Origin of the sequence: Echinicola arenosa, from assembly GCF_014841125.1 — a bacterium.
GTDB lineage: Bacteria > Bacteroidota > Bacteroidia > Cytophagales > Cyclobacteriaceae > Echinicola > Echinicola arenosa.
In genome coordinates this window covers 779,081-791,862 of the sequence record NZ_JACYTQ010000002.1, presented here as the reverse complement: position 1 = coordinate 791,862, position 12,782 = coordinate 779,081, and the positions used below count along the sequence as shown (strand labels likewise).

The following is a 12,782-nucleotide window of genomic DNA, read 5'->3' as shown; positions in this document are numbered from 1 at the left end:
GGATTATGTATAAGATCAGAGAAGGAAAAAAAGAGGATTTGCCCAGAATATTCGAATTGATAGAAGAATTGGCAATTTATGAGAAAGCGCCTGAGCAAGTAACCAATACTGTGGCGATGATGGAAGAAGATGGGTTCGGCCCTAATCCAGTCTATGGCTTTTTTGTATTGATCAAAGAGGCAACACAGGAAATCATTGGGACGGCCATTTATTATTATCGTTACAGTACTTGGAAGGGAAGAAGGTTGTACTTAGAGGATTACATTGTGACAGAAAAGGAAAGGGGCAAAGGAGCAGGTAAATTGCTATTTGAAAGGGTGATGAAAAAGTCCTTGGAGGATAATTGTACGGGAATGATGTGGCAAGTCTTGGATTGGAATGAACCGGCCATCAATTTTTACAATAAGTATAATGCAGATATTGAAGAAGGTTGGTACAACTGCCACTTGCAAGCTGAAGAGATAAGGGAAATGCTGAACTAGTTGCCTTATTTCATGAGATACAATAATAAGGCTATACCAAATATTTGATACAGCCTTATTTTTAAACCTGTTCTAAAACAGATCTGAATAGAGCGTATTTGTTATTGTATTTTTTATTGAAGACTTCATGAATCTTCATATCATGGTTGTTTTGGTAATCCAAGACATGATCCATGCTTTCCGCAAAATATTGGACGGAATAATTAACTCCTCCGCCTTCCATTTCATGCAAAAGCTTGTAGAACTTAAATTCATTGAATAGGCCGGTTTCCATTACTTTGGGAATATGGGTAGCCTTCATCCATTGTACCCATTCCTTCTCCACATCTTGGTCAATATTTACTGTAATATTGTATAAAATCATTTTATCAGATTTTGTTTATTGTTCAAATAGTTATAGTTAAACAAAATATTTATTTTTGCTTAAATGTATCTGGTTACAAAAATAGATATTTTGGATGGTTTGAGCTGTATTGAAACAAATTAAAGCAGAATTGGGAGTTTTATTTGTGACACTGCAAACATTTTAATCTACAAAAGGTTATCAATTCATGTTATTTGCACTACTATTTGTGATTTTAGGTTTTTTCCTGATGGAGATTTCTGGTTGGTTTATCCATAAGTATATCATGCATGGATTGCTATGGAGAATTCACAGGACGCACCATCAGCGCTCTAAGGGGGCATTTGAGCTTAATGACATATTTTCACTGCTATTTGGGAGTGTTTCGATCATTTTAATGGTTCTTGGTTTTGAGCAGCTGGATTACAGATTCTGGATGGGATTGGGGATTACCATTTATGGAGCTGGTTATTTTGTGTTGCATGATGTTCTGATCCACAGAAGGGGAAAGTGGATGAAAAGGCCAAATAGAAATAGCTTCTTTAGGGGTATATTTAAGGCTCATCAAGCCCATCATGCCAATAATAAAAAAAAGGGAACAGAGGCTTTCGGTCTCTTACTAGTTCCACTAAAATACTTTAAAGAAGGGAAGAAATGAGTAGTTATTCGATAAAGGATTTGGAGCACCTTTCAGGGATCAAGGCACATACCATCCGGATTTGGGAGCAACGTTACAATTTGGTAGAACCAAAAAGAACAGATACCAATATAAGGTATTATGATGATGCGGATTTGAAATTGATCCTCAATGTTTCTTTGCTGAACAACAATGGCTTTAAAATCTCCAAGATTGCAAAGATGAGTGCTGAGGAGATGCGGGATAAGATCATTGCATTGACAGAAGGTGCAATGGCTTATGAGGATCAGATCTATGCCCTTACTGTTTGTATGATAGAAATTGATGAAGAGGGCTTTGATCGTATTCTATCAATCAATACGAGAAGTATTGGTTTTGATGAAACTATGTTAAGTGTTATTTATCCCTTTTTGTCTAAAATCGGTGTTTTATGGCAAATAGGTGCAATCTCTCCAGCTCAAGAGCATTTTATCAGTAATTTGATCAGGCAAAAACTGATTGTGGCGATCGATCGGTATGTTTATCAAGGCGGGGGGAAGAAGTTTATGCTCTTTTTGCCTGAGGGAGAGCTGCATGAAATTTCACTTCTTTTTGCTGCTTATTTGATCAAAAGGGAAGGGCATAAGGTGATTTATCTTGGACAGAGCACTCCGCAAGAAGACTTGTTAGAAGTTTATAAGTTTCATCAACCAGATTATTTGATCACGGTACTTACAACTTCCCCTGAAGTAGAGTTTGTGGAGAAATACCTTTGTGAGCTTAGCCGAACTTTTCCGAAGAGTACCATTATCGTATCGGGGTATCAGGTTATTAGAGGCGAAGTTGAGGTGCCTGAGAATGTCATGATAATGAATAAAATAGAAGAGGTTAAATTTTATTTACAAGAGGATAGAAAGGTAATTAATAAGAACTGATTTCTTCAAGGTTCTACGATCTAAATAAGGAAGAAAGATATTAATCATGTTTTATAGAATCACGAGGGCAATAGCCCTTTTTTTATGCTAAATAAATTTTTGTTTAATGATATGAAAAAAAAATTAAACAAATATTTTTATTTTGTTTAATAAAAACTATATTTGATTAAACAAAAAAATCAAGCTATGACAACTCTTGAATTCAGTTATACCCTAAATCAGCATTCTAAGTCACTTAAGCCTTTTGCTCTCAGGCTGACCAAGGACCTGGACGAAGCAAATGATTTGCTGCAGGACACAGTTCTCAAAGCATTTACGAATAGAGATAAGTTTTCGGATGGTACCAACCTGAAAGCTTGGTTATATACCATTATGAAAAATACCTTCATAACCAATTACCAAAGAATGGTAAGAAGAGCAACATTTGTAGATACAACGGATAATTTACATTATATTAACTCAGGAGATACAGCAGTGGAAAATGGAGCTCCCGGTGAGTTTGCCTTAAAAGATATCAATAAATGCATTGATAGATTAGATGATGTGTATCAGGTTCCATTCATGATGTACTTTAAAGGATGGAAATATCAGGAAATAGCTGAGAATTTAGATTTGCCAATCGGAACGGTCAAAAACAGAATCCATATTGCGAGGAAAATCTTGAAAGATGATCTAAAGGTTTACAAGCTTGACTAAAATGACCAACGAACAAGTAGTGGTAATAGGTGCAGGCTTTGCGGGTATTGCAGCAGCCACTAGGTTAGCCAATCAAGGCTATCGGGTAACGTTATTGGAGAAAAACGATAGTCCCGGAGGTCGCGCTCGAAAATTTACCGCTGAGGGATTTACTTTTGATATGGGGCCAAGTTGGTATTGGATGCCAGATGTGTTTGATAGTTATTTTGCGCAATTCGGAAAAAAAACTTCCGATTATTATAAGCTTGTAAGACTGGATCCTTCCTATAAGGTTTTTTTTGGTAAGGGTGATCAGATTGATATGCCTGCTGATTTAGGTCGATTAAAGGAATTGTTTGAATCAATTGAAGTAGGAGCTGCAGAACAGCTGGAGAAATTTCTGGGGCAAGCCGCCCACAAATATAAAGTAGGTATTCAGGATTGGGTATACAAGCCAGGTCAGTCCATATGGGAATTTGCGCAGCCTGGAATAATTAATGACTTGATCAAGCTGGATATTTTTAATTCCATGAAAAAGCATGTGAGCAAGTTTTTCAAAAATGAAAAACTGGTAATGCTGATGGAGTTCCCTGTACTTTTCCTGGGTCAGACAGCGGAGAAAATACCAGCGCTTTACAGCTTGATGAACTATGCGGATATGGTTTTGGGTACTTGGTATCCTATGGGAGGTATGCACGAGATCATCAAAGGAATGGTCGCATTAGCGGAAGAAAGGGGAGTTGAGTTTGTCTACAATGCTGATGTAAGCCATATTAAAGTACAAAATGGAGAGGCCAAGGCAGTTCATTTGACAGATGATAGGTCTTTCCTTGCAGATATTGTGATTGCGGGAGCGGACTATCACCATGTGGATAGTGTTCTACTGCCACCTGACTGCAGAAATTATTCTGATACTTATTGGGACAAAAGAACCCTAGCTCCTTCCAGCCTTATTTTTTATTTGGGCATTGATAAGAAACTGAAAAACCTAGACCATCACAACCTCTTTTTTGATGAACCTCTGGAACCTCATGCAGCGGCAATTTATGAAAACCCGGACTGGCCAGAGAAGCCATTGTTTTACGTGTGTTGCCCTTCGAAGACAGATCCTACCGTGGCACCAGAAGGCAAAGAAAACCTTTTTATCCTCATTCCCCTTGCCCCAGATTTAGAGGATTCTGATGCCAAGAGAGAAGAGTATTTTCAATTGGTGATGGATAGATTAGAGAAGCTTACAGGGCAAAGTATCATAGAACATGTGATCTATCGCAGGTCTTATGCACACCGAGATTTTATTTCGGATTATAATGCTTTTAAAGGTAATGCATATGGATTGGCGAATACTTTAGGTCAAACAGCACTGTTGAAGCCAAAATTGAGGAACAAAAAACTCAAAAATTTATATTATACTGGGCAACTTACTGTACCGGGTCCAGGAGTGCCCCCCTCTTTAATCTCAGGCCAGGTAGTGGCGCACGAGATTATCAAACAGAAATTTTCAATAGCCCCTCAAAACTAACAAACCATGGATGCTCTTAATTTATACCATCAGACGACGCTAGCGTGTAGCAAACTGATTACTCAAAAGTACAGTACTTCTTTTAGTTTAGGCATTCGGGTGATGGATCAGAAGCTTCACAGCCCAATATATGGTATTTATGGTTTTGTGCGTTTTGCAGATGAGATTGTAGATACTTTTCACCATAAGGATAAAAAGTATCTTTTGGATAAATTCCGGGAAGATACTTATGAAGCTATAGATCAAAAAATAAGTATGAATCCTGTCTTACATGCTTTTCAAATAGTGGTACATCAGTATGGGATTGAGAAGGAGCTTATTGATGCATTTCTGGATAGTATGGCTATGGATCTTGATTTTAGCCTTTACAATGATAGTAAATACAAACAATACATCTACGGATCTGCAGAGGTAGTTGGCTTGATGTGTTTGAAGGTGTTTTGCGAAGGAAATCAGGAAGAATATGAACAACTGAAATTACCAGCTTGCAAATTAGGCTCGGCATTTCAAAAGGTCAATTTCTTGAGGGATATCAAAAGTGATTATGAAGAAAGAGGAAGGGTTTATTTTCCGGAAGTGGATTATAAAAATTTTAATCGTACAAAGAAAAAAGAAATTGAAGAGGATATTCAAAAAGACTTTGATGATGCCTATGAGGGGATAAAGCGATTGCCTGTTGGTGCAAAAATTGGGGTCAAAATAGCCTATTTATATTATTTGAATCTGTTTCGTAAGATTAAGAAGTTAGAACCAGAAACGATTACTTTAAGAAGGGTGCGAATCCCTAATATCAAAAAGCTGTCATTGCTTTTAAGTATTTACTTTGGATCAAAATTAGGGTTAGAGGAGTAGCACATGGAGAAATATCTCTATTTGATATTAAACATTGCGACATTATTGTTCCCTTTGCTTTGGTCATTTGAGTCTAAGGTAAGATATGCTAAAAAGTGGTTTGCGTTATTTCCAGCCATTTTTTTTACTGCTGCTTTATATTTGGCTTGGGATCAGTGGTTTACAGTGATGGGGGTGTGGGGCTTCAATGAAAAATATTTAACAGGTATATACTTGGGTAGTTTGCCTTTAGAGGAATGTCTTTTTTTCATCATTGTCCCCTTCTCAACTATTTTTATTTATGAAGTACTCCAATTTTATTTTCCTCAAAGACCAACGGTATCGATTACCAAAGGCATTACACTTTTGCTCATAGGAGTCTTGGTTGTTATAGGAATCCTAAACCTTGACAAATGGTATACCGGGGTGAACTTTACTTTGGTAGCCCTCCTGCTGGCCATTCATTATTATTTCTTTAGGGATAAAATTTTAGGAAGATTTTATGTGTTTTACTTGGTGCATTTGATACCGTTTTTACTGTTCAACGGCACCTTGACAGGAGCATTTACATCTGAACCTGTGGTGTTTTATGATGACGCAGAAAATTTGGGGCTACGCGTATTTACTATCCCTATAGAAGACTTTATCTATTCTATGGGACTGATGCTGATGAATATTTCTATTTATGAAAAAATCAAGCAAAGAAAAACAATCCAAAGCCCTTTGGGTTTATAAGATATGTTAGATCTCAAAGTACATATCGATCCTAATTCTGGTTTTTGTTTTGGTGTAGTATATGCCATAGAGATGGCAGAGGAAATCCTTGATGAAGAGGGGCACCTATATTGCCTGGGGGATATAGTACATAATGATGAGGAAGTCAGCCGTTTGGTAAGCAAGGGTCTTAAAATTATAGATCGAGAATTTTTAAAAGATTTAAAAAATGAAAAGGTCTTGATCAGGGCCCATGGAGAACCCCCAACTACCTATGAGTTAGCACTGAAAAATGACCTTACTTTGGTCGATGCAAGTTGTCCAGTTGTGCTAAAGCTTCAAAATAGGATTAAGAATGCCTTTGACCGAAAGGATAGGATCTATATTTTTGGTAAACATGGGCATGCTGAGGTAGAAGGCCTATTAGGTCAGACAAAGCATGAGGCGGTAGTATTTCAAAATATTGAAGAATTGGACTTGGACAATATGCCTGAAAGGATTACCCTTTTCAGTCAGACTACCAAAAGTACAGATAGGTTTTATGAAATCAACCGGATATTGGAAGAAAAGGGCATTACGGTTCAGACCAATGATACCATCTGTCGACAGGTCTCCAACCGAGATAAAGAATTGAGAAAGTTTTCGACAAAATTCGATAAAGTCGTTTTTGTGAGTGGAAGCAAATCAAGTAACGGTAAGGCCCTTTATGAAGTTTGTAAAAGTCAGAATACTGAAACCTATTTTGTCTCCAATGCAGATCAAGTAAAACCGTCATGGTTCAATTCCAATGAAACGATAGGTATCTGTGGAGCGACTTCTACACCTAGGTGGTTGATGGAGGAGGTCAGGGACCGCTTGCTGAACTTTTAAAAGATATTTTTATCTTACAGTATCTTGGAGGAAAATATGTCTTTTGTCAAAGAAAAATATCGGCCAGTCGATCCAATGGGAACTATCATTGCTTTGGGAATTATTTTGATATGGTTTCTATCTCTTCTATTTTTTCTTAACTGGGAAATGGATTATTCCAATCCCCTGACTTACATGGGAGTCCTGCTTCAAATGCATCTTTATACCGGGCTTTTTATCACGGCCCATGATGCTATGCATGGAACCGTATCCTCCAATAAAAGGCTAAATAAAGCCATTGGCTGGTTTTGTGCCATCCTTTTTTCTTTTAATTTTTACCATAAGTTATTTCCAAAACATCATGATCACCATCGCTTTGTAGCTTCCGCAGGTGACCCGGATTATCATGAATCAGGTGATTTTTGGCCTTGGTATTGGAGCTTTATAAAAACCTATCTTTCATTAGGTCAATTGGTATTGATGGGAGTTGCGTTTCAATTGCTCAGGCTGGTTTATCCTGTTGAAAATTTGGTGTTCTATTGGATGCTACCTGCTATTTTGTCCACCTTTCAGCTATTTTATTTTGGGACTTATTTGCCTCACAAGGGAGAGCATGATAATAAGCATCAGTCTGGGAGCATGAAAAAAAATCATTTTTGGGCGTTTCTAACGTGTTATTTTTTTGGGTATCATTATGAACATCATGATTCTCCTGGAACTCCTTGGTGGAGATTGTGGAGATACAAAGCTTAAAACCTTATCCTTTTAGTAGGTTTTCGTGTTGAGTAGATAGATTTCAGTAATTTTGCGGAACTTCATTTCAATGTTCAGCTTTCTATCAATGTCGAATAACAGCCTAATAATTCTGACCTCATTGGTCTTTGCTTTTTCTATCACTAAGGTCCCCGTGGTATTTGCACAAGATGACGCTCTCAAGGTTTCCAGGGATACTTCAATATATGAAGGGCCAGAAGGAGGTCTTTTTGGTACGGTGGAAAAGGTGCTGGATGTATTGAGCACGGACACTTGGTCTTTTATTCCAGCAGTTACCTATTCTCCTGAAACCAGTTTAGGAGTAGGGGCAGGAGCTATCAAGGTTTTTAAATCAGATAAAATGGTTGAGCAGAATCTTCGGCCCTCATCCATGCCAATTACATTTATTTATACCCTAAAGAAGCAGGCAATTTTGGAACTTGACCTGGATTTATGGAAGAATTACAATAAAGACTATGTCAATGCAAGGCTAGAGCTGACCAAATACCCCTTTAAATTCTATGGTGTTGGAAATGATCTTCCCTCAGAAAATCAAGAAGACTATGCCAGTAGATGTGTCTATTTCCACCTTAATTATATGAGAAGGATTTTGCCTGATGTTTATATAGGTCCACGGATAGAGTTTCGCGCCGACAATGTTTATGAGAAACAAGAAGGAGGGCTTTTGGACAGCGGATCCATTCCAGGCAGTGACAAGCCTCGGGTATCAGGCTTGGGCTTAAAGTTGAATTATGACTCCAGAGATGATGTATTCCAGCCTCAGTCTGGTTCTTATCATCAATTTACATGGATGTCTTTTCAGCCATTTTTAGGAAGCATATACACATATAATCGTTATGAGTTAGACCTGAGAAAATATGTGCCTGTTTTAAGAAATAAATTACTGGCTGTCCAAGCATGGTGGAGTTTTATAGAGGGAGAGCCCCCTTTCCAGCAAATGGCAACGATTGGTGGCAGCCGGAGAATGCGTGGATATTTTGAAGGGCGTTACCGGGACAAGATGGCGATGGTTTACCAGGCTGAATTAAGGTTGCCTGTTTATGGAAACTTGGGAATGGTACTTTTCAGTAATGCAGGGCAAGTAGCGGACAAAATCTCTACCTATGGATTTGACCGTTTCCACTATGGCGGAGGATTTGGAGTTCGCTATAAATTGATGGATGAAGGCATCAATATTCGCATTGACTTTGGCTTTGGAGACCAAACTGCCTTTTACTTTGGCCTTAATGAGGTCATCTGATTAACTCTAATCGAAAACATACATCAAGCTGATATGGGCAACGAAATTGCTAGGAAAGTAGGTGTACCTCACTTTTTTATAAAGTAACCACATAGATTAAAATTGTCCTATTTTTAGTTCCAATAAAAGAATCAGTATATTCGCAGCATGGTCAACATGGCCATTTTAATAGTAATTTGTTAGCTCGATCGTCTTATGCTCAATATCACCTTAGTTGCTGGTGCCCGCCCAAACTTTATGAAAATCGCTCCTATTATTCATGCCATTGATAGGCAAAAAGGTTTAGGAATTGATATTGACTTTAGGTTGGTGCATACGGGTCAGCATTATGATCACAAGATGTCAGGGGACTTTTTCGAACAACTGAATATCCCAAACCCAAATGCCAACTTAGAAGCTGGTGGAGGCTCTCAAGCAGAGCAAACTGCTGCCATCATGATTGGTTTTGAAAAGGAACTTCTAAGCAATAAGCCTGATGTGGTTTTGGTGGTAGGTGATGTGACTTCGACCTTGGCTTGTTCTATTACTGCTAAAAAATTAATGGTTCCAGTCGTTCACGTGGAGGGAGGAATCCGTTCTGGAGATTTGAGTATGCCAGAAGAAATCAATCGGATAGTAACTGATAGCATCACAGATCATTTTTTTACTACGTCTGAATTAGCGAATGAAAACCTCAAAACCTCAGGCGTAGAAAGCCATCGTATCCATTTTGTAGGAAATACGATGATTGACACTTTGTTTAGCCAGATGCCTAGGTTCCGAAAGCCGGAAGGTGATATTTACGATAAACTCTATTCCCAGAGCTACTTTATGTTGACTTTGCATCGTCCAGCAAATGTGGACGAGGAAGTGAAGCTAAAAGCCATGATGGAAGCTATTTTAGAAGGAACGGGAAGTTTGTCCGTTGTTTTTCCAGTTCACCCAAGGACCGCGAAGGTGTTGAAGAACTTAGGGATTGAAAACGATAGACTACATTATGTCGAACCGCTTTCTTACTTGGAGTTTAATTATTTGGTGAAACATTCGAAAGGTGTGATTACCGACTCCGGCGGAATTACGGAAGAAGCTTCTGTTATGAATGTTCCCTGTTTGACCCTTAGGGATAATACGGAAAGACCTGAGACCATAGAGCTGGGTACAAATGAGCTGGTTGGTACTGACCCTTCCAAACTCAAGCCTTATTTGGAAAGAATGCTTTCAGGCCAATGGAAACAATATCAACAAATTCCGCTTTGGGATGGAAATACTTCTGATAGAATTGTTAAGATCTTGTTGGAGATTTATGCCAATTGATCAATCCAAATAATAAACTCTTTTCACACGTCCACTGATATTGGTTAGTAATTCATAAGCAATGGTTCCTATGGACTTTGCCTGTTCGATAATGGAAAGCCCTTCTCCGTAGATAATAACTTCATCGCCTTCTCTAACTTCCATGTCTGTAATGTCCACCATGGTCATATCCATACAGACATTTCCAATGACTGGAGCTTTTTTACCATTGATTAAGACTTGTCCGTTACCATTGCTGAAGCGCCTGTCATAGCCGTCTGCATACCCTATGGCGATGGTGGCAATTTTCCCATCACGTTTCATGGAACCTTTTCTACTATAGCCTACTGTTTGACCTTTTTTTAACGCTTTGATCTGAGACACCGTTGTTTTTAAAGTGCTTACCGGCTGTAGTGCACTTCCATGCATCCCATTGACTTCCACACCATATAGTCCAATGCCTAATCTAACCATATCAAATTGATGTTGGGGGTACCTTACTATGCCAGCAGAATTGAGTGCATGTCTGATGGGGGAATAGTCAAGTGAGTTTTGGATAGCATCACACATAGATGAAAACAATTCTATTTGTTTCTTTGTGAATTCTTCATGTATGGCCTCATCGGCCCCTGCCAAATGTGTATAGCAGCTGGCGATGTGTAATTCTGGGTAATCTTGAATCAAATCCACTAAATCTTTAAGATTTTCTTCACCAAATCCCAAACGGTGCATGCCCGTATCCAAGTCCAAATGGATGCTCAAATGAGATTGGTTACTCTGACAATATTCACCCAGTTGCTTGAAAAATGAGGGGCTATAAACAACGGGCTCAAGCTTATGCCTGATGAGATTTGGGAAAGATTCAGGTGCTGGGTTTAGGACCATAATAGGGAGTTTGATTTTATCCATACGCAGTGCCACTCCCTCATCGGTATAGGCCACAGCTAGGTAATCAGCTTTTAACTGTTCTAAATGGTGTGCTATTTCAGTGGCTCCTCCTCCATAAGCAAATGCCTTGACCATGACCATGACTTTTGTTTTTGGTTCTAACAGCTGTTTATAAAAAGTAAAATTCCTTCTTAGCGCGTTCAAATTGATTTCTAGCACTGTGCCGTGAATTCTTTCTTGAAGGGCATTCACTACCTGTTCGAAAGCAAAAGCCCTGGCGCCCTTGATTAATATCAGGTCATTTTGAAATGGAATTTCATTAATGGTGGATAGAAGGTGCTCGGTACTTTCAAAAAAGAGCGTGGAACATGGAGGATTTAGCCCTAATTGTTTGATTTCATTTCCTACACCAATCAATAAATCTATTTGATAATGCTTTATAAGGGCATTGACACGATTATAGACAAAATCAGAATCCCCAGCTTGAAGGAGATCCGATAAAATGACTACTTTTCTATTTTTTTGTCTTTGGTTCTGTAAAAACTCTAAGGCAATATCAAGACCTGCTAAGTCATTATTATAAGTGTCATCTATAATCAGAGACTGGTTGACCCCAGCTTTCAGGGTTAGCCTCATTTCTATTGTAGTGAGCTGAGGTATGGTTTTTCGAATATCCTGCTCAGAGAGTCCTAAGGTAAGTCCTGCGACTATCGCATGGCGAAGGTTTTCCAAAGACGCTTCATCTGTAAATCGGGTAGAGAAGGTGAAAAGCCCCAAGTCCGGTTTGATCAAGGTGATTTTGCTTTCTGAATCTTCTTTTTTTATGGAGAGGGTATAATCAGCCCCAGGCTGTTGGGACCATGAGATTAATCTGTCAGATGAGAAGTTTTTGATTAAAAATTCATGAATCGCTTGATGGTCTTGTCGATAGATAATGAATTGGCTATCTTTAAATAGTAAAGCCTTTTCATGGAGTTTCTGCTCTTGACTTTCAAAACCTTCAGCATGAGCAGTACCAATATTGGTGAAGATTCCCACATTCGGTTTGATCATTTGCTCAAGCCGTTCCATTTCACCTGGCTTGGATATCCCAGCCTCTAAGATAGCGGCCCGATGGTGACTTTCAATACCAAATATGGAGAGTGGAACGCCAGTTTGACTGTTGTAGCTCTTAGGACTTTTGGCGATGTCAAACTTCACAGAAAGTAGTTGACCAATCCATTCTTTGACTATTGTCTTTCCATTACTTCCCGTGATACCAATGACAGGGCCAGAGAAATTTGACCGGTTCCAGGCTGCCAAAGATTGCATTGCATCCAATGCATTGCCTACTTTGATAATGTTGGCATTTGAAAATGTGAAATGAGAAACCTCTCTTTCAATGATGAAATTCTTAACCCCTAATTGATAGGCTTCTTTTAAGAAAAAATGGCCATCAACTTTGAATCCCCTCAATGCCACAAACAAGGTAGTTTCGCTTTTGATGATTTTGCGGGAATCTGTAGAAACAAATTCAATAAGATGATGGGAATTCTTCTGAATAATCTTGCCTTGGATCAATGGAGCAAGTTCTTCAATGGAGATAGGTTTCATCATGAGATCTATAATGGTTTTGGAAGAGCTAAAATCAAGAATTCATCAGAA

13 protein-coding genes are annotated in these 12,782 nt (G+C 38.6%); 11 read left to right on the top strand and 2 right to left on the bottom strand.

What is annotated here, in order from left to right; genetic code table 11:
• Positions 1–5: 5 nt before the first annotated feature.
• Complete coding sequence (locus tag IFO69_RS08060; protein WP_192009549.1) at positions 6–482, top strand: GNAT family N-acetyltransferase; 477 nt, start codon at positions 6–8, stop codon at positions 480–482.
• Between the two features lie 61 nt (positions 483–543).
• Here the strand turns inward: IFO69_RS08060 and IFO69_RS08055 are convergent, their stop codons facing one another.
• The gene (locus IFO69_RS08055) at positions 544–846 is read right to left on the bottom strand and encodes a DUF4286 family protein (protein WP_192009548.1); all 303 of its coding nucleotides are present in this window, start codon (positions 844–846) and stop codon (positions 544–546) included.
• A gap of 187 nt (positions 847–1,033) precedes the next feature.
• Between IFO69_RS08055 and IFO69_RS08050 the strand changes: the two genes are divergently transcribed.
• From IFO69_RS08050 to wecB, 10 genes are all read left to right on the top strand, one after another.
• The gene (locus IFO69_RS08050) at positions 1,034–1,483 is read left to right on the top strand and encodes a sterol desaturase family protein (protein WP_192009547.1); all 450 of its coding nucleotides are present in this window, start codon (positions 1,034–1,036) and stop codon (positions 1,481–1,483) included.
• On the top strand, positions 1,480–2,376 hold the full coding sequence (locus tag IFO69_RS08045) for a MerR family transcriptional regulator (RefSeq protein WP_192009546.1): 897 nt from the start codon (positions 1,480–1,482) through the stop codon (positions 2,374–2,376). The genes IFO69_RS08050 and IFO69_RS08045 overlap by 4 nt, the downstream gene beginning before the upstream one ends.
• A gap of 186 nt (positions 2,377–2,562) precedes the next feature.
• Positions 2,563–3,072, top strand: coding sequence for an RNA polymerase sigma factor (locus IFO69_RS08040; RefSeq protein ID WP_192009545.1), 510 nt, complete (start codon positions 2,563–2,565; stop codon positions 3,070–3,072).
• A 1-nt stretch (position 3,073) separates the two neighbouring features.
• Positions 3,074–4,570, top strand: a complete 1,497-nt coding sequence (locus tag IFO69_RS08035) for a phytoene desaturase family protein (RefSeq protein WP_192009544.1) — start codon at positions 3,074–3,076, stop codon at positions 4,568–4,570.
• Between the two features lie 6 nt (positions 4,571–4,576).
• Positions 4,577–5,422 (top strand): phytoene/squalene synthase family protein, encoded by an 846-nt coding sequence (locus IFO69_RS08030; protein WP_192009543.1) that lies wholly within the window; start codon positions 4,577–4,579, stop codon positions 5,420–5,422.
• Between the two features lie 3 nt (positions 5,423–5,425).
• Entirely contained in the window at positions 5,426–6,136 is a 711-nt protein-coding gene (locus IFO69_RS08025; protein ID WP_192009542.1) for a lycopene cyclase domain-containing protein, read from the top strand.
• Between the two features lie 3 nt (positions 6,137–6,139).
• Positions 6,140–6,985 carry a 4-hydroxy-3-methylbut-2-enyl diphosphate reductase gene (locus IFO69_RS08020; RefSeq protein WP_192009541.1) on the top strand — a complete coding sequence of 282 codons (846 nt, stop codon included), beginning with the start codon at positions 6,140–6,142 and terminating at the stop codon, positions 6,983–6,985.
• 36 nt (positions 6,986–7,021) lie between these two features.
• Positions 7,022–7,717, top strand: a complete 696-nt coding sequence (locus IFO69_RS08015) for a fatty acid desaturase (RefSeq protein ID WP_192009540.1) — start codon at positions 7,022–7,024, stop codon at positions 7,715–7,717.
• Between the two features lie 88 nt (positions 7,718–7,805).
• Positions 7,806–8,978 (top strand): BamA/TamA family outer membrane protein, encoded by a 1,173-nt coding sequence (locus IFO69_RS08010; RefSeq protein WP_192009539.1) that lies wholly within the window; start codon positions 7,806–7,808, stop codon positions 8,976–8,978.
• A gap of 195 nt (positions 8,979–9,173) precedes the next feature.
• A complete protein-coding gene (gene wecB / locus IFO69_RS08005) occupies positions 9,174–10,271 on the top strand; it encodes a non-hydrolyzing UDP-N-acetylglucosamine 2-epimerase (protein ID WP_192009538.1) in 1,098 nt (365 codons plus the stop codon).
• Here wecB and IFO69_RS08000 read toward each other — a convergent pair whose 3' ends face one another.
• Positions 10,272–12,734: a bifunctional UDP-N-acetylmuramoyl-tripeptide:D-alanyl-D-alanine ligase/alanine racemase gene (locus IFO69_RS08000; RefSeq protein ID WP_192009537.1), complete on the bottom strand. Its 2,463-nt coding sequence runs from the start codon at positions 12,732–12,734 to the stop codon at positions 10,272–10,274.
• Positions 12,735–12,782 lie beyond the last annotated feature (48 nt).